The sequence below is a fragment of the Halomonas sp. AOP13-D3-9 genome, assembly GCF_052379125.1.
GTDB lineage: Bacteria > Pseudomonadota > Gammaproteobacteria > Pseudomonadales > Halomonadaceae > Vreelandella.
Map to the genome: position 1 here is coordinate 316,186 of NZ_JBQSYH010000001.1, position 20,930 is coordinate 337,115.

General features: G+C 57.6%; 22 protein-coding genes. 7 read left to right on the forward strand and 15 right to left on the reverse strand.

Annotated elements, in window-relative coordinates:
• Positions 1 to 33: 33 nt before the first annotated feature.
• From ACT3UM_RS01480 to dctP, 6 genes are all read right to left on the reverse strand, one after another.
• The gene (locus ACT3UM_RS01480) at positions 34 to 135 is read right to left on the reverse strand and encodes a glutathionylspermidine synthase family protein (RefSeq protein ID WP_498895661.1); all 102 of its coding nucleotides are present in this window, start codon (positions 133 to 135) and stop codon (positions 34 to 36) included.
• 59 nt (positions 136 to 194) lie between these two features.
• Positions 195 to 1,733 carry a malonate--CoA ligase gene (locus tag ACT3UM_RS01485; RefSeq protein WP_498895474.1) on the reverse strand — a complete coding sequence of 513 codons (1,539 nt, stop codon included), beginning with the start codon at positions 1,731 to 1,733 and terminating at the stop codon, positions 195 to 197.
• Positions 1,730 to 3,109, reverse strand: coding sequence for a malonyl-CoA decarboxylase (locus ACT3UM_RS01490; RefSeq protein WP_498895476.1), 1,380 nt, complete (start codon positions 3,107 to 3,109; stop codon positions 1,730 to 1,732). Before ACT3UM_RS01490 ends, ACT3UM_RS01485 begins: the two co-directional genes overlap by 4 nt.
• An 11-nt stretch (positions 3,110 to 3,120) precedes the next feature.
• A complete protein-coding gene (locus ACT3UM_RS01495; RefSeq protein WP_498895478.1) occupies positions 3,121 to 4,455 on the reverse strand; it encodes a TRAP transporter large permease in 1,335 nt (444 codons plus the stop codon).
• A 2-nt stretch (positions 4,456 to 4,457) separates the two neighbouring features.
• Complete coding sequence (locus ACT3UM_RS01500; protein ID WP_498895480.1) at positions 4,458 to 4,979, reverse strand: TRAP transporter small permease subunit; 522 nt, start codon at positions 4,977 to 4,979, stop codon at positions 4,458 to 4,460.
• 77 nt (positions 4,980 to 5,056) lie between these two features.
• Positions 5,057 to 6,052, reverse strand: coding sequence for a TRAP transporter substrate-binding protein DctP (gene dctP, locus ACT3UM_RS01505; RefSeq protein WP_498895482.1), 996 nt, complete (start codon positions 6,050 to 6,052; stop codon positions 5,057 to 5,059).
• A 155-nt stretch (positions 6,053 to 6,207) separates the two neighbouring features.
• Here dctP and ACT3UM_RS01510 point away from each other — a divergent pair, with 155 nt between their 5' ends.
• From ACT3UM_RS01510 to ACT3UM_RS01520, 3 genes are all read left to right on the forward strand, one after another.
• Positions 6,208 to 6,891 (forward strand): GntR family transcriptional regulator, encoded by a 684-nt coding sequence (locus ACT3UM_RS01510; protein WP_498895484.1) that lies wholly within the window; start codon positions 6,208 to 6,210, stop codon positions 6,889 to 6,891.
• A gap of 152 nt (positions 6,892 to 7,043) precedes the next feature.
• On the forward strand, positions 7,044 to 8,048 hold the full coding sequence (locus ACT3UM_RS01515) for a GlxA family transcriptional regulator (protein WP_498895486.1): 1,005 nt from the start codon (positions 7,044 to 7,046) through the stop codon (positions 8,046 to 8,048).
• Positions 8,039 to 9,202: an MFS transporter gene (locus tag ACT3UM_RS01520; RefSeq protein ID WP_498895488.1), complete on the forward strand. Its 1,164-nt coding sequence runs from the start codon at positions 8,039 to 8,041 to the stop codon at positions 9,200 to 9,202. The genes ACT3UM_RS01515 and ACT3UM_RS01520 overlap by 10 nt, the downstream gene beginning before the upstream one ends.
• Here the strand turns inward: ACT3UM_RS01520 and ACT3UM_RS01525 are convergent.
• From ACT3UM_RS01525 to ACT3UM_RS01545, 5 genes are read right to left on the reverse strand one after another with little or no spacing between them, the layout of a single operon-like run.
• Positions 9,199 to 9,645, reverse strand: coding sequence for a phosphatase domain-containing protein (locus ACT3UM_RS01525; protein WP_498895490.1), 447 nt, complete (start codon positions 9,643 to 9,645; stop codon positions 9,199 to 9,201). The genes ACT3UM_RS01520 and ACT3UM_RS01525 overlap by 4 nt on opposite strands.
• Positions 9,646 to 9,655: 10 nt before the next feature.
• Positions 9,656 to 10,723, reverse strand: a complete 1,068-nt coding sequence (locus ACT3UM_RS01530; RefSeq protein WP_498895492.1) for an MBL fold metallo-hydrolase — start codon at positions 10,721 to 10,723, stop codon at positions 9,656 to 9,658.
• Entirely contained in the window at positions 10,720 to 11,811 is a 1,092-nt protein-coding gene (locus ACT3UM_RS01535; RefSeq protein WP_498895494.1) for an ABC transporter ATP-binding protein, read from the reverse strand. The genes ACT3UM_RS01530 and ACT3UM_RS01535 overlap by 4 nt, the downstream gene beginning before the upstream one ends.
• Entirely contained in the window at positions 11,799 to 13,511 is a 1,713-nt protein-coding gene (locus ACT3UM_RS01540; RefSeq protein ID WP_498895496.1) for an ABC transporter permease, read from the reverse strand. Before ACT3UM_RS01540 ends, ACT3UM_RS01535 begins: the two co-directional genes overlap by 13 nt.
• 2 nt (positions 13,512 to 13,513) lie before the next feature.
• Entirely contained in the window at positions 13,514 to 14,518 is a 1,005-nt protein-coding gene (locus ACT3UM_RS01545) for an ABC transporter substrate-binding protein (RefSeq protein ID WP_498895498.1), read from the reverse strand.
• 134 nt (positions 14,519 to 14,652) lie between these two features.
• On the opposite strand from ACT3UM_RS01545, the gene ACT3UM_RS01550 reads away from it, so the two are divergent.
• A complete protein-coding gene (locus ACT3UM_RS01550) occupies positions 14,653 to 15,405 on the forward strand; it encodes a DeoR/GlpR family DNA-binding transcription regulator (RefSeq protein WP_498895500.1) in 753 nt (250 codons plus the stop codon).
• Between the two features lie 64 nt (positions 15,406 to 15,469).
• Entirely contained in the window at positions 15,470 to 15,736 is a 267-nt protein-coding gene (locus tag ACT3UM_RS01555) for a DksA/TraR family C4-type zinc finger protein (protein ID WP_088701846.1), read from the forward strand.
• Positions 15,737 to 15,746: 10 nt separating this feature from the next.
• Here the strand turns inward: ACT3UM_RS01555 and ACT3UM_RS01560 are convergent, their stop codons facing one another.
• Positions 15,747 to 16,031, reverse strand: a complete 285-nt coding sequence (locus tag ACT3UM_RS01560; protein WP_498895503.1) for a YrhK family protein — start codon at positions 16,029 to 16,031, stop codon at positions 15,747 to 15,749.
• Positions 16,032 to 16,225: 194 nt separating this feature from the next.
• On the opposite strand from ACT3UM_RS01560, the gene ACT3UM_RS01565 reads away from it, so the two are divergent.
• Both ACT3UM_RS01565 and mtnK read left to right on the forward strand, forming a co-directional pair.
• The gene (locus tag ACT3UM_RS01565) at positions 16,226 to 17,473 is read left to right on the forward strand and encodes a GGDEF domain-containing protein (protein ID WP_498895505.1); all 1,248 of its coding nucleotides are present in this window, start codon (positions 16,226 to 16,228) and stop codon (positions 17,471 to 17,473) included.
• A 40-nt stretch (positions 17,474 to 17,513) separates the two neighbouring features.
• Positions 17,514 to 18,776 (forward strand): S-methyl-5-thioribose kinase, encoded by a 1,263-nt coding sequence (gene mtnK / locus ACT3UM_RS01570; RefSeq protein ID WP_498895507.1) that lies wholly within the window; start codon positions 17,514 to 17,516, stop codon positions 18,774 to 18,776.
• A 265-nt stretch (positions 18,777 to 19,041) separates the two neighbouring features.
• Here mtnK and ACT3UM_RS01575 read toward each other — a convergent pair whose 3' ends face one another.
• Genes ACT3UM_RS01575 through mtnB form a run of 3 tightly spaced genes read right to left on the reverse strand, consistent with a single transcriptional unit; the run spans position 19,042 to position 20,876 of the window.
• Positions 19,042 to 19,590, reverse strand: a complete 549-nt coding sequence (locus ACT3UM_RS01575) for a 1,2-dihydroxy-3-keto-5-methylthiopentene dioxygenase (protein ID WP_498895509.1) — start codon at positions 19,588 to 19,590, stop codon at positions 19,042 to 19,044.
• Between the two features lie 11 nt (positions 19,591 to 19,601).
• Positions 19,602 to 20,288 carry an acireductone synthase gene (mtnC, locus tag ACT3UM_RS01580; protein ID WP_498895511.1) on the reverse strand — a complete coding sequence of 229 codons (687 nt, stop codon included), beginning with the start codon at positions 20,286 to 20,288 and terminating at the stop codon, positions 19,602 to 19,604.
• A complete protein-coding gene (gene mtnB, locus ACT3UM_RS01585; RefSeq protein ID WP_498895515.1) occupies positions 20,289 to 20,876 on the reverse strand; it encodes a methylthioribulose 1-phosphate dehydratase in 588 nt (195 codons plus the stop codon). It abuts the gene before it with no gap.
• Positions 20,877 to 20,930 lie beyond the last annotated feature (54 nt).

The window sequence follows — 20,930 nt, forward strand, 5'->3', positions numbered from 1 at the left end:
GACGATAGCGTGGGGCACAAAACAGGAGGAGTCTTAGGTAATGCGGCCAATGTCTTCGCGAATACCCATGCCACAGGCGCGGTCGCCCACCACCCAACTGCCGATTAAGGCGTGATTGTTACCAAAACGCGGCAGGGGGTGGTAGGCCTAAAACACGGGGCAAAAGGCTTGGGAAGATTGTGCTTGCAGGGCGGTTAGGGGGACCGGTAGGTGTCGTTGAACCGCTTGCGCAGTTCATTTTTCTGCACCTTGCCCATGGTATTACGCGGCAGTTCATCGACAAAAAAGACCCGTTTGGGCTGCTTGTACTTGGCCAGGCGACCATCTAAATGACGGATTACCTCATCCTCTTCAAGCTGATTTTCGCCAAGATCAGCGCTTGTTTGGCGCACGACAACGGCGGTCACGCCCTCGCCAAAGTCTGGGTGCGGTAGACCGATCACGGCGGATTCGGCGACTTTGTCAAGCTCGTCGATCACCTGCTCCACCTCTTTTGGGTAAACGTTGTAGCCGCCGGAAATCACCAGGTCTTTGTCACGTCCGACAATATGCACATAGCCCTGATCGTCGACCATGGCGAGATCGCCGGTAATGAAAAAACCGTCGTCTAACAGCTCCTCACGGGTTTTTTCCGGCATCTGCCAGTAGCCGATAAACACATTGGGGCCGCGGATCTGCAGCATGCCAATTTCGCCAAACGGCACCTCATCGCCGGTTTCCCGATTGGTAATCCGCATCTCCACACCGGGCAGCGGCATACCCACAGTGCCTGCCCGGCGGGCGCCTTCATAGGGGTTGGAGAGGTTCATATTGGTTTCGGTCATGCCGTAGCGCTCAAGAATCGCATGGCCCGTTTTGGCTTCAAAGGCCTCGTGGGTTTCGGCGGTGAGTGGGGCAGAGCCGGAAACGAACAGCCGCATATGGGCGGTCGCTTCTGGGGTCAGACGCTCGTCCTGCACCAGCCGGGTATAAAAAGTGGGAACGCCCATCATCACGCTGCCATGGGGTAGCTCATCAAAAATCACATCGGCATCGAACTTGGGCAGGAAGAGCATGCTGGCGCCCGCCACCAAAGTGACGTTGCAGGCGACGAATAAACCGTGGGTGTGGAAGATCGGCAGTGCATGGATCAGCCGATCATCAGCGCTGAAATGCCATGCTTTGGCCAGGGTCTCGGCGTTAGAGGCGAGGTTTTTGTGCGTCAGCATGGCGCCTTTGGAGCGCCCGGTGGTGCCAGAGGTATAGAGAATGGCGGCCAGGTCGCGCTCGCCAAGTGCCACGATATCCTCACGTGGCGTTGCCGCTTGGGCGGTTTCCATCAGGCTGCCATCGGCAGCGCTGCCCAGGGTGGCCACCGCGGGGCAGCCGGTCTCATCAGCAAGCGCCTGGGCCTCGTTTAGCAATTTAGGGTGGCAGACAAACAGCGCCGGTTCGGCGTCGTTTAAAAAGTAGCGTATCTCATCGCCGGTGTAGCCGGTATTTAAGGGCAGATAGACGCCACCAATGCGCAGGCAGGCCAGGTAAAGCAGTATCGCCTCAGGGCTTTTATCCACCTGCACGGCAACCCGGTCGCCTTGTTTAACGCCTAGCTTGGTTAGTGCACCGGCAAGCTGAGCACTGATGGTCAGCGCGTCGGCATAGCGATAGCGGCGGCCGTCGCGGGTGGTAATAAAATCGGCCTCTGCGCGTTCGCGCATTTTGGCAGCAAAGGTTTCAAATAGGTTGTGGCTCATTTGGTGGTCTCTCCCTTGGCCAGCTTGCGGGCGCGTTTGGCGAGGTCACGCACCTCATTTGAGCAAGCAACGGTCGCCTTGGCGGTATAGTTTTCGTGATTGCGCTCGATATCGTCCAGCACATACAGGTAGTTAACCATCAGTCCTGCGGCTTGTTTAAAGCCCTTCTCGGAGATATCGCCCAACCAGTTAATGCGGTGAAGTTCGGCGCCGTTACCGAGGTGAAAGCGGGCCACCGGGTTGAGCGGCAGGCCGTGGCGGTTCTTCTCCTCGACCAGATAGCGGGCGGCCAGCGGGCGAATAATGGCTTTGAGCTGCTCTTCACGAGTTTTATCTTGATGCCACTCCGGCGTTTCAAGCCCTTTGAGTGATTTACGCAACGATTCGGGAAGCTGCTCATCATCACGCTGCTCCTGTAACCACTGGGCGAAGCCAGGCACTGGCGAGAGGGTGACGAAGTATTTGAGCTGCGGCAGCTCCTGGGAGAGCTCTTGCACCACCTGCTTGATCAAAAAATTACCGAAGGAGATGCCGCGCAGGCCGGTCTGGCAGTTGCTAATGCCAAAGAATGCGGCTGTATCGGCATCCTCTGGCTCATCGACTGCTTTTTTAGTATGGCGACTCTCTCCAGAACTCTCGCCCGATAAGATCGGTTGGATACGGCTTGGCAGACCTTTGTGCAGGGCGACTTCGACAAAAATCAGCGGCTCGTCGCCAATCGCCGGGTGGAAGAAGGCGAAGCAGCGGCGGTCGCGGGCGTCCAGCCGCCGACGCAGATCGTCCCAGTCCTGAATTTCGTGTACCGCTTCGTAGCGGATGATCTTCTCGAGAATCGACGCGGGGGTGTTCCAGTCAATACGCTTGAGCATCAAAAAGCCGCGGTTGAACCAGGAGCCGAACAAATGGGCGAAATCGTCGTCAATGGCCGCCAGCTCGGGCTGCTCACGCAGCAATGCCAGCAGGTCTTCACGCATTTTAACCAGCTCATAGGTGCCGTCGCTGGCCAGGTTTAAGCGCCGAAAAAGCTCTTGGCGCCGGGGCTCGCAGGCTTCAAAAAGTCGCTGTAACGACTGATTGTCGCGAACCTCTTGATAGGCCAGATAGGCCGCGTCAATGGGGCCGGGGTCGGCCGCAAAGTCGGCCGTAAGGCGGGCAAAGAAGCGGCTCTTTTCAGCCGCCGAAAGGCGCTGGTAAATCGCCAGGGCACGGCTTGCCAGCGCAATGCTGGAGGCTTCGCCATCGCTCTCCAACAGCTTGTGGCAGGCGTTAACCAACTGCCCATGGTCGGGCGTCATCGTTTCGGGATGGCGGCGGCGCAACAGCGCATCACGCTGGGTGATGTTGTTGAACAGCTCCTGCAAAAACAGCATGTTCATGGTCGAACTCCTTAACCCATGATCAAGTTAGGTAGCCAGAGCGCGATGCCCGGGAAGAGACACAGCAGCAAGATACCCAGCACCATGCACAGCGCGTAGGGCAAGCTCCCCATCAGAATGTCGCGCAGCGAAATATCCGGCGCGATGCCTTTAATAATGAACAGGTTGAGGCCCACCGGCGGCGTAATAAGGCCAATTTCCAGGTTGATGGTCAAAATCACCGCAAACCAGTAAGGGTCGAAGTTAGCCGCCAGAATAATAGGCAACAGAATTGGCGCGGTCATGACGATCACGGCCACGGGCGGCAGGAAGAAACCCGCCACCAGCAGGAAGAGGTTAATCACTCCCATCAGCGCCCAGCGGTTGATCTCCAGGTCAGCAATCGCGGCGGCCACGGTTTGGGTAATAAACATGGAGGAGAGCGCATAGGCGAACACTTCGGCGGTGGCGATCACCAGCATGATCATCACGCTTTCCCGCAGCGAGTCGCGCATAATCAGTTTGATCGGGCCCAACTGCCACATGCGGTAGATCAGAATAGCCAGCGCCAAACACAGAAATGCCCCTACGCCTGCTGCTTCCGAAGGTGTTGCCACCCCGCCGTAGAGCGCAAACAGGATACCCGCGACCACGCCTAGGAAGGGTAGTACACGGACTAACGCTTTCAGGTTGGTATCAACATTCTGCTTAACGTTCTGTTTTAGCCGTTCGACGGACTCTGCCATCGGGTTGTTATAACCACCGGCCATTTTGCAGGCGATCATCGTCCAGATCATAAACAGGCCCGCAAGCATAAAGCCGGGCACCACCCCGGCAATAAACAGCCGTCCAATAGAGGTTTCAGTTGAGATGCCGTAGATAATCATGGTCACCGACGGCGGAATCAGAATGCCCAGTGTGCCGCCCGCGGCAATGCAGCCCGCTGCCACGCCATCCGGGTAGCCGCGCATGCGCATTTCGGGAATGCCCATTTTGCCAATCGCCGCACAGGTGGCGGGGGATGATCCCGACAGTGCGGCAAAGATAGAGCAGGCGCCGATATTGGAAACCGCTAAACCTCCGGGCAGCTTGCCCATCCATAGATCCAGCGAGCGATACAGGTCGCGCCCAGTGGGGGAGGAGGCTACCGCAGCGCCCATCAGAATAAACATCGGAATGGCGACAAAACCAAACTCGGCGATGCGGTCAAAAAAGGTTTCACCGAAATAGGTGAGCTCGGAAAGGCCACGGTCGTAAATCAGCGCTAGCAGCGATACACCGCCCAGGGCAAAGGCGATAGGGGTGCCGATGGCCATCAGCACAATCAGTGCGATGCCGACAATAATGCCTAAGGTAATGGGATCCATGCTTAGCTCTCCCCACGCAGAATTTCAGCCACATACTGCAGCGACAGCAGAGTGGCGCCGATGGCCATGGGTAGCAGGGCGGGCCATAGCGGTGGATTCCAGACTGAGCCGGTGGTCCACTCGCCGTGGAGTGCCTCAAAAACGTACACCCAGCTGGCATACGCCAGGGCGGCACAAAAACCCAACCCAAACAGCGAAGCGATCAAACGCATAATGATGCGAGTAATGCCGCCCAGTGCATCGGGCACAATGGTGATGGCGACATGGCCACCGGTCATCAGCACATAGGGGCTGCCCATCAGCATCGCTGCCGTTACCGAGAAGATAGTGAATTCGGTCTGCCAGCTGGTGCTCATGCCGAGTAAGTAGCGAATAAATACCATCTGGCAGATCACTAACACGCCAGCAATAAACATGGCGCAGGCCAAATAGGCGGAAAGTCGCGAGAGCTTATCCATAACGCGAATGTAGCCGCCAATGATGCCCCCTCGCACGGGGGCTTCGTGAGTGGTTGTGGTTGCCATAGTTCCCTCATCCAGCACAGTAAGCATCAGTGTTAAGCGACCATTCCTAAAGGAATAGCCGAGCCGTTAGGCGTTGCTTACTCGACGGCCAGCGCCGCATCGATAATGGCTTGGCCGTTGGGAACATTGTCGGCAAAGTTTTTATAGGAAGTCTCCTGGGCGATTTCCAGCCAGGCGTTGTAATCGTCCTCGCTCATGCTGACCACCTCCACGCCATTCTCTTCGTAGATGTCGACCATCTCCTGGTCAATGGCGGCGGCCTCTTCAGCGAAGAAGGCTTCTGCCGCCTCTCCGGCTTCCATCAGCGCCGCTTGCTGCTCCTCGTTAAGCCCTTGCCATACCTGTTCAGAGATCAGAATCGGTTCGTACATGTACCAAAGCGCGAAGTCGCCGGGCTCGGTCAAGCACTCGACCTGCTCATAGAGGCGGTAAGAGACAAACGACATTGATGAAGTGTTGGCGGCGTCTAATACGCCGGTTTGCATGGCGGTGTAAACCTCCGAAGAGGGCATTGAGGCGATAGATGCACCGGCGGCCGCGAGCATTTCCTCAAACGCTGGCCCGGCTGCACGAAATATCTGGCCTTCGACTGATTCGGGCGCGGTAATACACCCCTCGCTAGAAGCAAAACCGCCTGACAGCCACGCATCTGAGAGCACCCGCGCGCCACCGTCCAGAATCACCGCTTTGATCATTTCCATGTATTTGGAGTCATTCAAACGCTGCGCATGGGCTTGGTTGCGCACCAAGCCCGGCATCAGGGTGGCAGAGAACTCTGGATGCCGACCACTGGCATAATCCAGCGGCAGTGAGGTGATATCGAGGCGGCCCCGGGCGATAGCGCCCCACTGCTCGCGGGCTTTAAACAGCGATTGGCCAGGATAGACTTCGATGGTCAGGCCTACGTCGGCATCGGCTACGTGGCGGGCCATCATTTGCACCATTTCATCGCGAACATCCCCCTGGCCACCGGGGAATTGGTGCGACGCGCGGAGTACGGTATCCGCAGAGGCGTGGGATGCCGCTATAGCGAGACTTAGGGCGGCAGCAGTTGAGATCAGGTAGCGTTGCATGTGGCGTCTCCAACGATTGTTGTTGTGGTCTTGGATTGGCTTTTTGTATCTATCAGTCGAGCTGATATATATATCAATAGGCGCTACGTATGCTAATGTCAACTATATGACACCCTTAAATGGCTAAGATCTGTCACGATCCAAGGAGGTAAAACATGACGGGCACCAAGCGATCTAACGCTCAGCGATTAAGAGATTCTCTTGAGGATGACATCATCAATGGCCGCCGTTTGCCGGGAGAGCGCCTGGATCCAGAAGCCTTGGGCCGTGAGTTTGAAGTCTCGCGTACTCCAGTGCGAGAAGCCTTTCAGCAGCTGGTCGCCAGTGGCTTGGTCACCGTTTCGCCTAAGAAGGGAACCTTCGTTGCGAAAGTGGGGATTGATCAACTGATCGAGATGTTTGAGGTGATGGCAGAACTTGAAGGCATGTGTGGCCGCCTGGCGGCTCGCCGGATCACCGAGCAGGAACTGGCCGCATTAAAAGAAGCCCACCAGCGCTGCGAAGCGGCGGCGCTGGCCGGTGACAGCGACGAGTACTATTACGAAAACGAGGGGTTTCACGACTGTATCTACACTGCTAGCCACAACGCCTTTCTGGCCAGCGAAGCGCGGCAGTTGAAGCAGCGCTTAAAACCCTACCGGCGCCTGCAGTTGCAGGTGCGCCAACGGGTGAATAGTTCACTTCGCGAGCATGAAACCATCGTAGAAGCCATTGAACAGGGCGACCCTATCGCGGCACAGCAAGCGCTGAGCGACCATGTATTGATTCAGGGCGAGCGCTTTAGTGATTTCGTTTCCAGCGTACGCAGGATGGAGGCGCCGCTAGAGAGGACGGGCTGACTGCAGCCCTTGATTCCAGCCCCTGATTCCAGCTCTAGGTCTAGTGAATTTATCGCCATGTCCATATCGGTGGGGTAATCGTCCTTGCCGACATAAACCGCAGCGCCGACACTCTCTCTAATGCTTCGATTCCCCCTTAGCGGAGAGAGACTGTGACTCGCCATGTTGCTCTATTTGCCTACCCCGACTGCCAACTGCTGGATGTCAGCGGCCCCTGGCAGGTGTTTGCCAGCGCTAATGAACTAAGCCCCCAGCCGCTCTATCAGTTGACCCTGGTCGCCGATGCCGTTGGCCCGGTTGCCACCAATGGCGGCTTAGCCGTGCACGCTACGCACACCTACCATCAACTGAAGGGGTTACTGCCCCTGGATACGCTGTTGGTGGCGGGGGGTCGCGGCGTCATGCAGCAGCGTGAAACAGCCGCCGTGAAACTCGCGCTTTGTGAGATCGCCTCAGAGGTACGACGGCTTGGGTCGATCTGCTCCGGGGCATTTTTGTTAGCTGCCGCAGGGCTTCTGAATGGCTGCCGCGTTACCACTCACTGGCGCCATGCGCCTCAACTGGCGGATGAGTACCCTGCGCTAAGCGTCGAGCCTAATGCGCTGTATATCGAAAGCAACGGTCGCTACACCAGCGCCGGTGTCACGGCGGGGATTGATTTGGCGCTTTCGCTGGTCGAGGCGGATCACGGAGCCGGGCTGGCTGGGCGGGTGGCCCGTGAGCTAGTGGTGTTTTTGCAGCGCCCAGGCGGGCAGTCGCAGTTCAGCGAGGTGCTGCGGCACCAGCAAGAAGCGGGGCCGCTGCGCCGCTTGCTGGATCAACTCCACGCCGACCCCAGCGTAGATCACGGGCTTGAGAGCATGGCCGACCTGATGGCGGTCTCTCCACGCCATTTAACCCGGCTATTTAGACGCTACTTAAATACCACCCCCGGCGCTTACCTGACCCAGCTACGCCTTGAGCAAGCGCGCTTGGCGCTGCTCAATGGGCGCGAAAACGTATCCCTTGAGCGTCTGGCACAACGCTGGCGGCTGGGCGGCGCGGAGCAGCTGCGCCGCCAGTTTCAGCGCTACTACGGCGTATCGCCCTCGGTATATCGTCAACGTTTTGCGTCTTCCCACACCGATTCACTTCAGGAGAGTGTCTCATGCCTTTAACTGTCACCCTGTTGTCGCTCTGCCAAGCGTTGCTGGTCACTGGCAATGTGTTGTTGATTGCCGTCTCGCCGCTGATTGGGGCCTCCTTGGCCCCTAGTGACTCCTGGTCGACCGCGCCGGTGGCCACCCAGTGGCTGGGGTTGATGTGTGCCACCATTCCCGCTTCGTTAATCATGGCCAAGCTGGGCCGAAAGCGCGGCTTTGTACTGGGTAATATCGTCGGGTTTGTGGGCGCGCTGGTCGCCGTGCAGGCGTTGATGAGCGAGCGCTTTGGGCTATTCTTGCTGGCCACCTGGTTGATTGGAATCGGCATTGGCTTTGGCCAGCTCTATCGCTTTGCTGCGGTGGAGGCCGCTCCCGCGCAGCTGCGTGACCGGGCGATTGGCTTGGTGATGGGGGGCGGTGTGCTGGCCGCGTTCGCCGGGCCGTGGTTGTCTAGGGTGAGTCGTGAGCTGGGCGAGGTGCCGTTTCTGGGCAGCTTCGTTGGTTTAGCCGCGATTTACGCACTGGCGTTAGTGGTGCTAATGCTGACACGGCTACCGCCTGCATCCCGTACCCACAGCGAAGGCAGCGCACTGCCGCTGGGTAAGATACTCCGCCAGCCTGGGTTTATTGTGGCGGTGAGCGCGGCGATGGTGGGGTATGGCGTGATGAACCTGGCCATGACCGCTACGCCGCTCGCCATGGCGGGGGCCGGGCACCCCTTTAACCACGTTTCCATGACCATTCAGTGGCACGTGGTGGCGATGTTTTTACCCTCGTTCTTTACTGGCCATTTGGCTACCCGCTTCGGCGCTAAGCAGGTCATTGTGGCCGGTTGCCTGCTACTGGTGGCGAGTGCCTTGGTCGCCCAGTGGGGTATCGGGCTAGCCGGTTTCAACGTGGCGCTGATTTTGCTGGGCCTGGGCTGGAACTTTACCTTTCTGCCCGCCACCGGGCTGCTCACCGAGAGCTACCGTCCGGTGGATAAAGCGCGCACCCAGGCCGCCAACGAGTTTTTAGTCTTTGGCACCGCCGCCATCACGGCATTGCTCGCCGGGCCCTTGGTCAGTGGCTTGGGGTGGGCGACGCTTAACCTAGTGTTGATCCCCGTCGCGCTGGTGCCCCTGGCAGTGCTGGTGTGGCAGCAGCGAGCGAGGTCGGCAAGCGCTTAAAAATCCCCCGGCGCGCACTGTAGGCAAGTAAGCCCCAGGGCACGCCATTGGGCGACCACAGCGTCTCTATCATCCAACACTAGCCAGGGCGAAAAACCGTCGCTGCGCATACGTTCCAGAAGCGCCTCCTTCACCGTTTCATCATCCACATGATCATCGCCCTCAGGGCGCAGGTACATGGCATCAAAGGGGATGGTGTGGCGCTCTAGCCAGCGCTGGGTATGCGCCCGGTGGCTATCCGGGCGGCCGCTGCAAATCACGATCTGCTGACCTTGAGCCTTCAGGATCTTAACCAGCTTGGCCACTGCTTCGATCACCGGCGCTTCGGCCATATGGGCAAAGAAGGGTTCCCACTGTTTTTGGCTGCCCAGCACCCAGTCACTGACCTGGTGGGGGTGAAACTCGGCTAAGGTGCCGTCAACATCGACAATAACTGCGGACATGCAAAACTCCCTAAACAGGAAAGGTGACTAAACGTGAATGAGCAGAGAAACGCTGGGCGGTGCAGAGGCGATCGCCTAGCAGCCCCTGCCAGGCGTTGAATTCGCTATCGCCAAACCGGGTAAATAGCGGTACCACCTGGGTGGCGCCCAACTGGTTGGCGAGCGTGACTATATGCGAAGCGCGCAGGTGAACATTCCAGCGCTGCCAGCTTATCTCGCCCGCCGCTAGTTGGGCGCGGCGGTCAGGGGTTAGATAACCGGTGTGGAGCAGATGGTAATCGGGCCATTGTTCAGGCGTATCGTTGCGATCGCATATCAACTGAAGGATTGGGAAATCAGCGTTTTGCCGCGCTAAAAGCGAGCGAATCGAGTGGTCGAGCCCAGGCCGACGCAGTGTGGCAGGTAGTGCCAATAGCGCAGCCAGGTTGTCGCGAATCAGCGGGTCGATGGCGAGGGTTAACTGCCGCCGATCCGCCTCTTCCGCCAGCCATAGCGCCATTTCCAGGGCGCGGCCGGTCTCCGGTACAGGAAACGCCAGCGGCTGATCAAGGCGTTCACTAATAGCCTGAACACAATACGCTTGGGGCTGGTCGTAGCTGCCGTAGGAGGCATCCAGTAGCGCAATACGCGCCGGTGGTGGCGTATCAAACGGAAAAAGGCGTGATTCAAAACAGGCGTCGCCGCTATAGAAAATGCCGCCTCCCACCGCTAAATGCAGCCACACACCGCCTAGCGAGTGCCCCGCTTGGCCGGTAGTAACGGTGATGCCTTCCACCGCTAGCGAGCCGCGTTCGGGCAGGGGGCTCCAAGCGCGGCTGTTAGGCAGTGCCTTGGCTACCAGTGGCGTGCAATAAAGTGGCACGCTCTCTACTAGCTCGGCCACCCCGCCGATATGGTCAATATGGTCGTGGCTAATCAGTACGGCATCCACATACAGGTTGTTCGCCCAAGTAATGGTGTCATCCTGGTGGAGTGCACCGCCTGCATCCAGCAGTAGGCGTTTTCCCTGGGCTTCTACCACTATCGCGGCAGGCCCTTTGGCGCCTAAACCACTGAGAATCTCGATAGTGACACTCATTGGTCGGGCTCCAGGCACCAGCCCTGCTGAAGGTCGACGGCAACCTGACTACCCAGGTCCGGCGCGGTATGGTGGTAGGCCAGCAGGATTTCCCCACTGGGCAGGCGCAGGCTGAGTTCGTAGCGCTCGCCGCGGAAAATCACGTTTTCCACCTGTGCGGCAAGCTGGTTATGAGTGGGAGTTGCGGAGGAAGCGGTTGCTGCGCTGATCTGAATATGTTCCGGGCGCACCAGCACGCTTTGGGTTCGCTCTGATTCGATGGCGTTCAGCCCGCGCATCAGGCCCGCGCCCTCAAGGCGCTTCCCAGGCTGACCGGCAGCGACCTTTAATTGGCTACCCTGGCCGATAAAGCCTGCTACCCAGGCGGTTCGCGGCTGGCGATAAAGCGTTTCGGGGGCGCCCCACTGCACCAGTTTGCCCGCTTTCATCACGGCGATTTTGTCCGCCAGCGCCATGGCTTCGGTCTGGTCATGGGTGACGTAGACCAGCGTAGCGCCGGTACGCCGATGAAAATCGCGGAAGCTGTGCTCCATGGTGGCGCGCAGGTGACGGTCAAGGTTGGCCAGCGGTTCATCCAGCAGCACCACCGAGGGGTCGCTGACCAGGCAGCGCGCGAGAGCGACGCGCTGGCGCTGACCACCGCTGAGGGCCTGAGGCATGCGCTCGGCGTAGGCATCGAGCTCCACCAGGGCCAGCGCCTGCTGTACCTTTTGCTGATACGCCGCCCCGCGCAGGCCGCGCAGTTTGACCGGGTAGCCCACGTTGTCCGCCACGCTCATATGCGGCCAAAGCGCATAGGACTGGAACACCATGGCCATATTGCGCTGCTCCGGGGGCACATGGGTATCGGCACTTGCCAGAGTACGATTGGCTAATTGGATCGTGCCGTCGTTGACGGTTTCAAACCCCGCCAACATGCGTAGCATTGTGGTTTTGCCACAGCCGCTAGGGCCGAGCAGGGCGACAAATTCACCCGGATGAATGTCCAGCGACAAGGCATCCACGGCCGTCTGTTCGCCAAAGCGCTTGGTCACGCGATCGATCGATAGCCCTGCACTAGATGGCACTGCCATGCCTAACTCTGCCATGGAATGACTCCTTTAGGTAAACGCGGCGCCAGTAAACTGAGTGTCAGCATCAGCGAGGCGACCATGATCACCACCAGCACTGACACTGCAGAGGCCAGCACGCTTTCGCCGCCTTCGTCGAGGTTGAAAATCAGCACGCCGAGGGTTTCGTTACCGGCGCTCCAGAGCAGCGCGGACACGGTCAGTTCGTTGACCGCCAGCAGAAACACCAGCAGCCCACCGGCAAACAGCGCGGGCGCCACCAACGGTAATATAATGCTGCCGAGGCGCCGCCAGGGGCCTGCCCCCGCGAGCTGGGCCGCCTCTTCAAGCGAAGGATCCAGCTGCGCCAGACTAGCGGCGACGGGCTTAACGCAGACCACCAGAAAGCGCGCCAGGTAAGCGATGAAAATCAGTCCCAGGGTGCCGTAGAGCGCTACATTGATAATCGGCAGTGGGCGCACAAATAGCAGAATGCAGGCAATCGCCAACACCACGCCGGGCAGCGCATAGGGGATCTCGATAGCGCTAAGCACCACACCCCGCCAACGTTCCGGCAGGCGCTGTAGCCGGTAAGCCAACGGCAGACTCAGCAGCATCAGCACCACGGCCGCGCTACCCGCCAGCCACAGGCTGTTGTTCACCGCCCGCCAGGTGGCGCCTTGGCGACCCATCACTTCAGCGTAAGCGTTCAGGGTGGCGGTCTCGGCGTTTAGCGGCACGCCCATGGCGGGCACCAGCGAACTGATCACCAGCGCGAGCAGCGGTGCGATCAGAATAATCAGTAATATCCCGACTAGCGTGGCGGTGACCGGGGCTCGCCAACGGCCGAGGGTAAAGTCGTGGGAGCGGCCACTATGGCCGCCCAGCCCAAAGCGGCTGCGGTTCATCAACCGCTGCTGCAGCGCTACCCCGGCCAGCGCTAGTAACCCAATCAGCAAGGAGAGCGCAGCCATTTCTGCCAACACCCCGGTGCCGAAGTTGGCCATACGCTGGTAGATCAGTGTGGGCAGCACGTAATAGCCAGCGGGAATGCCCAGCATGGCGGGAATGCCGAAGTTACCCAGGCTGGAGATAAACGCCATTGCGCCCCCGGCGATCAAGCCGCTACGGGTCACGGGCAGAATAATATGGCCCCACACTTGGGTTTGTTTGGCGCCGCTAATGCGGGCGGCTTCGATAAGCTCTCGGGGGAGTGAAAGCAGGCTGGTGCGCAGGGCCAGAAAGACCAGCGGTGCGTTCTGGATGCCCAGTAACATGGCGATGCCTTCAGCGGAGTAGAGCGGCTGCGGGCTGCCTAGCGGCGGCGCCATGCCAATGCTTTTCAGTAGCGGGCTGGCCGGGCCAAAGAGCTGCAGCCAGCTTAACGCGGTGACCTGGGGGGGAATCATCATCGGCAGCATAAAGCAGAACACCAGCCACGCTTTGCCACGGATATTGGTGAGCGTGATCGCAAAGGCGAACAGGCTGCCCAGCACCAGGGCGATCAGCATGCCAAGCCCTGAGGTGTATAGGCTATGCCAGAGAGCTCGCCATGTGCTGGCGCTGTTGAGTACCTGCCATAGCGGGGATTGGCGGCCCTGGGTAAGGTCGCTCAACGCTTCGACCAGCAGGCGCAGAGTGGGGGCCAGGCTGAGCAGTACAATGGCGATCAACAGGCTGGAAAGCAGCCAGCGGTGCTGGCTGCCGTACTTATCGTCATAGTTGATAGCGGGCGTCATGGTTACCCGCCGAATAGATCGCTAAAGCGCTGTTTAAGCTCGGCTTCCTGCGCCAGTGCCTGCTCGGTATCTACCGGCATCAATTTAATGCTGTCGCGTTCGGGGAAGCCTTCTGGCGGAGCAACGTCGTTATGGGCGGGCAGGTAACCCTGTTGGCTGACCAGTTCCTGGCCCTGCTGGGAAAGCACAAAATCAACAAACTTTTGCGCGGCCTCGACATTCTCCGCACCTTCCATAATGGCGACCGGCTCGGTCACCGCACTTACGCCCTCTTCGGGGAACACGAATTCGACCGGCGAGCCTTTGGCAGCTTCACGAATGGGCAGGAAATCCACCACGATGCCGTAGGGCTTGGTGCCCGCGGCCACGGCATTAAAGACGCCCCCATTGCCGCCCTGGGCTTCGGTGCGGTTTTCATGAAGCGCTTCGTAATACGCCATGCCAAGGTCAGGGTTGGCAGTGATCGCCGCCATATGGATCAGTGCCGCGCCGGAGTAAAGCGGACTAGGCATGGTGACCAACCCTTCGTAGTCAGGCCCCAGCAGGTCTTGCCAACTTTGCGGCTGATGCTCGGCGCCGGTGTTATAGACAATCCCGGTGGTGATCAGCTTGGTGCCGTAGTAGTAGCCTTCTGGGTCATAGAGATCGGCGTCATAGTCCTGGCGCTCATCGCTTAGGTAAGGCTGTAAATGGCCCTCTTGCTTAAGTGATTCCATGGTCATGCTGTCGGCAATCAGCAGCACGTCAGGGTTGCTCACCCCGGCCGAAAGCTCCGAGCGCAGCCGTGTCATCAAGCGCGTGGTACCGTCGCGTACCCACTCCACTTCAATATCGGGATAGGCTGCTTCAAAGGCGTCAACGGTTTGCTGTGCATCGCTATTGGGCTGGCTGGTGTAGAGCGTTAGCGTTTCGTTCGCTGCTACCTGAGCCGAAAGAGAAAAGCTGGCTACCGCGACGGCAGTAGTAAGGGCAGATGTCGGAATAGATAACAGGGGGCGCTTCAACATGGGTAAACCTCCAGTGAGTGAACCCCACCTAAGCTACTGTCATCTGCTTACAACAAAGTGACACTATGCTTTCGTTCAACATTTTTTGGCTTTCGTTTGCCGTACTTTTTGCTTTCGTTGTGCTGAGAGGGGCTATGCGCCAGTTCGAACGTCGACAACAGCTGTTACAGCGAATCCACTCACAGGGGCGCCAGTCGGTAGACAGCCTGGCAGGCGAGTTTGGGGTTTCTGTGCAAACCCTGCGTGGGGATATTCGCCACCTGGCTGATAAGGGCTTGGTGCTGCGCCGCCAAGGTGAGGTACTGCCGTTTCCCGAGCAGGAAAATATCGGCTACGACCAGCGTCAGATCGTTAATGTGGCGGGTAAGCGGCAGATTGCGGCGCGGGCAGCGAGCTTGATCCAGGATCATCAAGCGCTGTTTTTAGGCACGGGCACCACGGTTGAACAGTTGGCCGATGCGCTGAGTGATAAGCAAGGCCTGCATATCATGACCAATAACCTGCATGCGCTGATTAAGCTGTGCCAGTTGAAGTGTGAGTTAGTGGTAGCCGGTGGGCGAGTGCGTCGTCGCGACCAGGATGTGATCGGCGGCGATGCCTGGCGCTTTTTTCAACGCTACCGTGCCGATGTGGGCATTGTGTCGGTGGGGGGGATGGATATCCATGGCCAGCTTTATGACTACAACGACGACGAAGTGATGGCCCGGGAGGCGCTGTTGGCCCATGCCGGTTATCGAGTGTTAGTACTGGATAAAACCAAGTTCGACCTGCCACTACGCTGCGCCGCGGGTCAGTTGGGTGATTATGATGCTGTAGTGACCGATGTGCCGCTGCCAGACAAGCTACGCAGCCCGTTGGCTGCCCAAGGCGTTCGGTTTCTGGGGTAAAGGTTCGCTTTACTTGTTACTGCTATGCTGAAAGATTATTACTGGTGTAGCGAGGGAAGCAAACATGGCTGGCGGATGGGCAAAAGATGGTGCCGAACAAGAGCAGATGGAAAGCACGCTGGAGGATGCGGTGCAGCGAGCTCGTAGCCAGTTGCCCCGTGGTGAGAGTCTTGACGTTTGTGAAGAGTGTGGCGACCCGATTCCCGAAGCGCGCCGCAAGGCCATTCCGGGGGTACGGCTCTGTGTGGCCTGTCAAAGTGAACGGGACAAACAGCAGTCGGCCTTCAGCGGCTATAACCGTCGCGGTAGCAAAGACAGCCAGTTGCGTTGACCCCAGCTCCCTAAGCGTCGTGATCGGTATCCGGTAGCTTCTTAAAATACACAAAGCGGTGAAGACGAATCGCCGGACGAATCAGCAGTTGGATGCTGCCTATCACGAAGAGCCATACACCGACAGTTTGGACCACACCCTGATAAAAAAAGCAGACACTGCCGATCGTAAACCAAATACCCAGCATAAAATCGTTGATCATGCTAAGTACCTCATAGCGCTGGTGCACAACGAGTTCGCGATGCCCAATGGTAAACGTCCAGTCGTTCGTCATCGGATCCTGTTGGCGCTGCATCATTAGCCTCCTTGTTGAATGTTCAATTAATAAAAATTGGGATAAATTTCGTTTAATATGTGTACCAATACTCACTTTAACTAAACGCTATTGTGGCACACTATCTTCGTACTTAAAGGTAGTATTAGTTTTCTGGTGTTCATTAATGATGTATGAAAGCTACAAGTAACCGGGTGGGGCATTGAGGGCGAGCAATGATCAATGACACGCTGCTGACAGCAGTGGAAGATGAGTTGCGTAGAGGGCCTTGGCGGTTACGTTTTGCTGATGAAGTGGAAGCAAGGTTTGAAGAAGATACTCAGCGCCAACGTAGTCGTAGCATGGTCGTGGCTGGATTGATATCGGCGATCATCTACTGCCTGTTTTTGATCAACGACCACAGCTTTCGGCCGGATACTTTCACCACAGCGCTGACGTTAAGGGTTGGGGTAATGCTGCCTTTTGGTCTGCCAATTCTGTGGTGGGTTTACCGTGGTGTGTCTCCAGCCCAGCGTGAAACGTTAATGGCGAGTACGGTGATCGTTGCTACGGTGATTTCATGTTTGATCTTTGCGGAATCCACCGTTCCATACTCTTACCTGGATGTTTTCTCTTTTGGTCTTATTTTGCTGGTGGGTAATATTGTTTACTCACTACGGTTTAGCTATGCCTGTGTGTCATCTGTCATTTGTATATTTATAATACTGCTTTTTGTTCTATCTTATGACCCCATGCCGCCAGAGGCGAAGCGGCTAGCGATATTTACTATTATCGCTCAGGCGCTGTTTACGTTAGTGGCCAACTATCGCTTCGAACAAAGCGAGCGAACCTCCTACTTGCATATACTGAAAGAAAAGCTCCGCGCGGGCTATTACTTAAAAGATAACCAGGAACTGTCGCGCATGTCGGTGACCGATCCTTTAACCAATCTTGCCAATCGACGCCAGTTCGACGCAGTTTTGCCTTCGCGCTGGCAGGAGGCTGCCGATAAAGGCCTCTGTTTAGGCATGATGGTTATCGATATTGATCATTTCAAAGCCTACAACGACTACTATGGGCATCCTCAGGGTGATGCATGTTTGCGCCAAGTGGCTGCCGCCATGCAGACCAATAGCCGCGATTCCGATTTGGTCGTACGTTTTGGCGGCGAGGAGTTTTTAGTGCTGATGACCAATGCAACACCTGAGGCGGCAAAAACCGCGGCAGAGCGAATACGGCGCGGCGTGGAAGCCTTGGATATTCCTAATCACGGTGTCTCGGCGCATAGCGCTGTTACCGTGAGCGTTGGTGTTGCGGTGCTACGTCCCGGAGTAGGCCTTACACCCGCTGACTTGTTGTTAAAAGCGGATGTGGCGCTTTACGAAGCTAAACGGCAGGGCCGTAACTGCGTCAGGGAGGCGAACTTGACTGGCTTATCATCCTCCGATGGCGCTGTTGATGGCTTAGGTATATCAGCCCAGTAGGGGCCCAGCATACCCTTAAACGTTCTGTGAGGAGTGACCTTTGGAGATTGATCAACATTACTGCGCGCTCAACGTCGACACCCTTTCCCAGCGGCTTGGTGGTGTTGAGGCGGTGGCTAATCGAGTGGGCGGTGAGCCCGCCAGCTGGGAGATTCGCGAGGTGGGAGACGGCAACCTCAACCTGGTGTTTATTGTCTCCGGCAGCCACGGAAGCGTAGTGGTAAAACAGGCACTTCCCTACGTGAGAATGGTGGGAGAGAGTTGGCCGCTGCCGATCTATCGCGCCCACTTTGAGTACTACGCCTTGGTGCGCCAGACCAAGCGGGCGCCAGGCATTGCCCCCGAGGTCTACTACTTCGACAAGCCCCAGGCGCTATTTGTGATGGAGTATCTGTACCCCCACACTATCTTGCGCCGTAAGTTGATCAACGGTGAGCGAGTCACTCAACTAGGCGAAACCATCGGCAAGTTTTGCGCCCGCACGGCGTTTCGTGGTTCGGAGCTTTCGCTGAGTAGCCCAGAGAAAAAGGCGGACGTGGGGCTGTTCTCCGGCAACGTAGCCATTCCGGCTATCACTGAATCACTGGTATTTACCGACCCCTATTACGGCGCCGAAATGAACCACCACACCCCGGAGCTCTCGCCGGTGGTGGATGAGCTGCGCCGCAATGCGCGGTTAAAAGCCAAAGTACAGCGGCTGTTGATGAAGTTCACCGCCAACACCGAAACCATGCTCCACGGCGACTTGCACTCCGGCTCGATTATGGCCACCGATACGGAAGTACGGGTGATTGACCCAGAGTTCTCCCAGTACGGCCCAATGGCGTTTGACCTAGGCATGGCCGTGGCTAACTTCCTGATGGCCTACTTCAGCCAGCCAGCGCATCGTCAAGAAGGTGAGCTTGAAGAGTATCAGGCGTGGGTTCTTGATGTGATCGAGGCGTGCCTTAGCCACTTTGATGCTGAGTTCCGCCACATGTGGCAAACCGAGCGGACTGGCATTCTGTTTCCCAAGTCGCTGTTTGAAGAGCAGGGCAATAGCGCCGACGACGCCTGCGACGCGCTGCTGGAAGAGATCCGCCTGGATGCGCTGGCCTACTGCGGTATTGAAATGCACCGTCGTGTTTTATCCCTGGCCCACAACGCCGACTTCGAAGAGATCAAAGACACTGGGCTGCGCGCCAAGCTTGAAGCGCGCAATGTGCTGATGGGGCAAACGCTGATTATGGAGCCGGGGACTTATAGCGATCTTACCGCCCTAATGGATCTTGCCAAGGCGTATAACCAGCAGGAGGTTTTATAAGCGCCGCTTTCGATGACGACGTATATAAGCGCCGCGATAGGCACTATCCCGTAGCGCGGCGTAACGAATCTCGCGAGGAACGAGCGTATGAGGCACCCGCGACGGCGGCGCCAGCCGCCTGGATGATGCAACCGTGACTGATCAAGCCTCGGTGCTAACTTCGGCACCGCTAGCGCGCTGCTTCGCGGGTGCGCTGACGCTTACGCCGCGCTACAACTACCTTCAACGATTCACTACTTACGATTCACCCCTCACTCATTACCCCTCACAACTGATCCAAACGATCAAACTTTCCGGCGATATCGCTCTCTGTCCAGTGCGGTACCCAACCTTCCACGTTATCGAAGAAACGTAACGCGGTGAATTCTGGCGCAGGGCCCATATCGAACCAGTGGGGTGTGTTGGCGGGTACGCTGATCAGGTCATTGCGGGTACACAATACCTGATAGACCTTGTCATCAATGTGCAGGCAGAACAGCCCCTGGCCTTTAACGAAAAAACGTACTTCATCTTCATGGTGGCGGTGCTCATTCAAAAACTTCTGGCGCATGGCGTCTTTTTCTGGGTGCGTCGGCACCATATGCAGCACATCCACGGTTTGATAGCCGCCCTTGGCTTTGACCCGGTCGATATCTTCCTGGTAAAGCGCCAAAATGTCTTCCTGTGTGGCGTCGTCGGTAATTTCGCCCGGCGCTGCCCAGCGCTCAAATAGCACGCCTACCTTGTTTAGCTCAGCGCTAATCTGCTCGCCGTCGGTGGTGTCGATCAGGGCATCGTTCGGGTTCTGATCAGCAAATACTTTTAGTTGCGACATCGTAGGGTCTCCTAAAGCGCAATTTCATCAAAGCGAGTAACGCAAGCATGGGTGTTTCCAGGCTGGGTGCCTTCGCGCACCAACTGCAGGGTTTGCATGCCTGCCTGCTTGGCGGCGTCCAGTTCTTCCACCACGTCAGACAAGAACAGCACCGCTTCCGCTGGTAGGTCAAGCTCAGTGACAATACGCTGGTAGGAAGCGGCCTCGCGCTTATGGCCAATATGGGTATCGAAGTAGCCGCTAAACAGCGGGGTCAGGTCGCCCGCATCGCTATAGCCAAACAGCAGCTTCTGCGCCTGCACTGAACCAGATGAATAGACGTACAGCGCCTTACCCGAGTCCTTCCACTGGCGCAGGGCGGGGGCTACATCGCTATACAGATGGCCTTTAAAGTCGCCGCGCTGGTAGCCATCGGCCCACACCATGCCTTGCAGTGCTTTAAGCGGCGTAACTTTTTGGTCGGTCTCGATCCAGTGCAGCAACTGGTCGATCACTGCCTCAAGGGGGGCGTTAGGGGCGTCCATCTCGCTACGCACGGCATCAATCTGCTCGCCAACCGCAGGTGTGTCTGCATTCGCACGTAGAAAGTCGGGCAACTTGGCGTGGGCGTAGGGAAAAAGCACCTTATGGACGAAGTTAATGTCCGTGGTGGTGCCTTCAATATCGGTCACAATGGCGCGAACAGTTGAATTACTCATTTAAGACCACCGACTCTCTTCAAGAACACAGTCAAGTAAAAACTCAATCGCTTCCAGGTGGCGGCGACAGCTGGCAATACTATCGCCCACGGCATAAATGCCATGCCCTGCGACCAAAAAGCCCCAGGGCATGGGCCAGCAGCTGCTCACATGCTCGGCCAGCTCCTGCATATCCTGGGAGTTGGGCACTACCGGCAAGCGAATAGTAGCGTCATGAGTCACGTTACCCGCCAGCGCTTTTTGCATCTCAAAGCCGCTTAGCTCAATGCCCTGTGGGAAGCGCCGCGAGAGTACCGTGCTGGCGACCGTGTGGGTATGCAACACGCAGTGAATGGTGCTGTCCATACGATAGAGTGCGGCATGCAGATCGCTTTCCGCGCTAGGTTTCCCATCGCCGGATAGCACTTTGCCATCCAGGTCGCACAGCAACAGGTCATCATCCTGAATGCGGGTTTTATCCCGCCCAGAAGCGGTGACAATATAGCCAGCCGCGGTTCGGGCGGAAAAGTTACCGCCGGTAGCGGGTGTCCAGCCTTGCTGCGCCGCCCATGAAATAGCATCCAGCAGTTCAGTTTGTAGCGTCATCATAGGATCTGCATCGCCTCTTCTAATGGCAGCCATTCTATATGATAAGCTTCGCGC

What these genes read in the sequence shown, in the direction of transcription:
- ACT3UM_RS01500 (WP_498895480.1), bottom strand. Translation starts at nt 4,979, where the DNA reads ATGGCAACCACAACCACTCACGAAGCCCCCGTGCGAGGGGGCATCATT.
- ACT3UM_RS01530 (WP_498895492.1), bottom strand. Translation starts at nt 10,723, where the DNA reads ATGAGTGTCACTATCGAGATTCTCAGTGGTTTAGGCGCCAAAGGGCCT.
- ACT3UM_RS01535 (WP_498895494.1), bottom strand. Translation starts at nt 11,811, where the DNA reads ATGGCAGAGTTAGGCATGGCAGTGCCATCTAGTGCAGGGCTATCGATC.
- ACT3UM_RS01560 (WP_498895503.1), bottom strand. Translation starts at nt 16,031, where the DNA reads ATGCAGCGCCAACAGGATCCGATGACGAACGACTGGACGTTTACCATT.
- mtnC (WP_498895511.1), bottom strand. Translation starts at nt 20,288, where the DNA reads ATGAGTAATTCAACTGTTCGCGCCATTGTGACCGATATTGAAGGCACC.
- ACT3UM_RS01545 (WP_498895498.1), bottom strand. Translation starts at nt 14,518, where the DNA reads ATGTTGAAGCGCCCCCTGTTATCTATTCCGACATCTGCCCTTACTACT.
- ACT3UM_RS01525 (WP_498895490.1), bottom strand. Translation starts at nt 9,645, where the DNA reads ATGTCCGCAGTTATTGTCGATGTTGACGGCACCTTAGCCGAGTTTCAC.
- dctP (WP_498895482.1), bottom strand. Translation starts at nt 6,052, where the DNA reads ATGCAACGCTACCTGATCTCAACTGCTGCCGCCCTAAGTCTCGCTATA.
- ACT3UM_RS01565 (WP_498895505.1), top strand. Translation starts at nt 16,226, where the DNA reads ATGATCAATGACACGCTGCTGACAGCAGTGGAAGATGAGTTGCGTAGA.
- ACT3UM_RS01540 (WP_498895496.1), bottom strand. Translation starts at nt 13,511, where the DNA reads ATGACGCCCGCTATCAACTATGACGATAAGTACGGCAGCCAGCACCGC.
- mtnB (WP_498895515.1), bottom strand. Translation starts at nt 20,876, where the DNA reads ATGATGACGCTACAAACTGAACTGCTGGATGCTATTTCATGGGCGGCG.
- ACT3UM_RS01550 (WP_498895500.1), top strand. Translation starts at nt 14,653, where the DNA reads ATGCGCCAGTTCGAACGTCGACAACAGCTGTTACAGCGAATCCACTCA.
- ACT3UM_RS01520 (WP_498895488.1), top strand. Translation starts at nt 8,039, where the DNA reads ATGCCTTTAACTGTCACCCTGTTGTCGCTCTGCCAAGCGTTGCTGGTC.
- ACT3UM_RS01555 (WP_088701846.1), top strand. Translation starts at nt 15,470, where the DNA reads ATGGCTGGCGGATGGGCAAAAGATGGTGCCGAACAAGAGCAGATGGAA.
- ACT3UM_RS01510 (WP_498895484.1), top strand. Translation starts at nt 6,208, where the DNA reads ATGACGGGCACCAAGCGATCTAACGCTCAGCGATTAAGAGATTCTCTT.
- ACT3UM_RS01485 (WP_498895474.1), bottom strand. Translation starts at nt 1,733, where the DNA reads ATGAGCCACAACCTATTTGAAACCTTTGCTGCCAAAATGCGCGAACGC.
- ACT3UM_RS01575 (WP_498895509.1), bottom strand. Translation starts at nt 19,590, where the DNA reads ATGTCGCAACTAAAAGTATTTGCTGATCAGAACCCGAACGATGCCCTG.
- ACT3UM_RS01495 (WP_498895478.1), bottom strand. Translation starts at nt 4,455, where the DNA reads ATGGATCCCATTACCTTAGGCATTATTGTCGGCATCGCACTGATTGTG.
- ACT3UM_RS01490 (WP_498895476.1), bottom strand. Translation starts at nt 3,109, where the DNA reads ATGAACATGCTGTTTTTGCAGGAGCTGTTCAACAACATCACCCAGCGT.